General features: G+C 39.6%; 1 protein-coding gene. It reads right to left on the bottom strand.

Annotated features, from left to right (window positions below):
• Positions 1-288 precede the first annotated feature (288 nt).
• Positions 289-516 (bottom strand): transposase, encoded by a 228-nt coding sequence (locus tag LG368_RS15420; protein WP_338086343.1) that lies wholly within the window; start codon positions 514-516, stop codon positions 289-291.
• Positions 517-618: the final 102 nt, after the last annotated feature.

Here is a 618-nt window from a genome sequence, read left to right as displayed (position 1 = left end):
AATAACGGTTGTAAGGTGCTTGAAGTACCTTACAAGTGGGTTAAGTGGTGATTAAATGTCGCTTCTGAGGAAATACTGTCACAAGCTGAAAGTCAGCTAAAAATTGTCTTACTTGTTCGTATGTTCCTTTGCTCTTTTGCGGCATTCGTCTAAGGAAACTACGATTAAGAAGTCGCAAAACACTCAACCTCTCTCTTTCGAATAAAAAAGCACAGGACTCTACTTGTTTTGATGCTTTTCACCACTAAACAAGGCTTATTTAGCCTTGTTTAGTGGATTTTAAACGGATTAACCCCTTGCCGCCCGTATCATCTGGTCAACCCTAGCCACATTGGCTAAGGCAAACAGCATCGCCAGCTTGTTGTCGTTTTTAGCCAATCCTCTATAGATTACTTTCCTAAAGCCAAACTGTCGCTTTATGATCCTAAACGGGTGCTCTACTTTTGCCTGGATACTGGCTTTGAGGTACTCTGTTCGGATTGGTTGCTTGTTTAGTTGTCCCTGAATAACTCTCAACCTATTGAATTTATTGTGTTTTTATTAGATAGTTTATGTCTAAATCTTGCTGTAAATACAGTGTAAGGCCCAAAAAGTTGCAGAATCGGTGAGTTTTATGAA

It is taken from the genome of Marinomonas algarum, assembly GCF_020532605.1.
Classification (GTDB): Bacteria; Pseudomonadota; Gammaproteobacteria; order Pseudomonadales; family Marinomonadaceae; genus Marinomonas; species Marinomonas algarum.
Note: the sequence above shows the minus strand (reverse complement) of the source record. Positions and strands in the feature narration are given on the sequence as shown.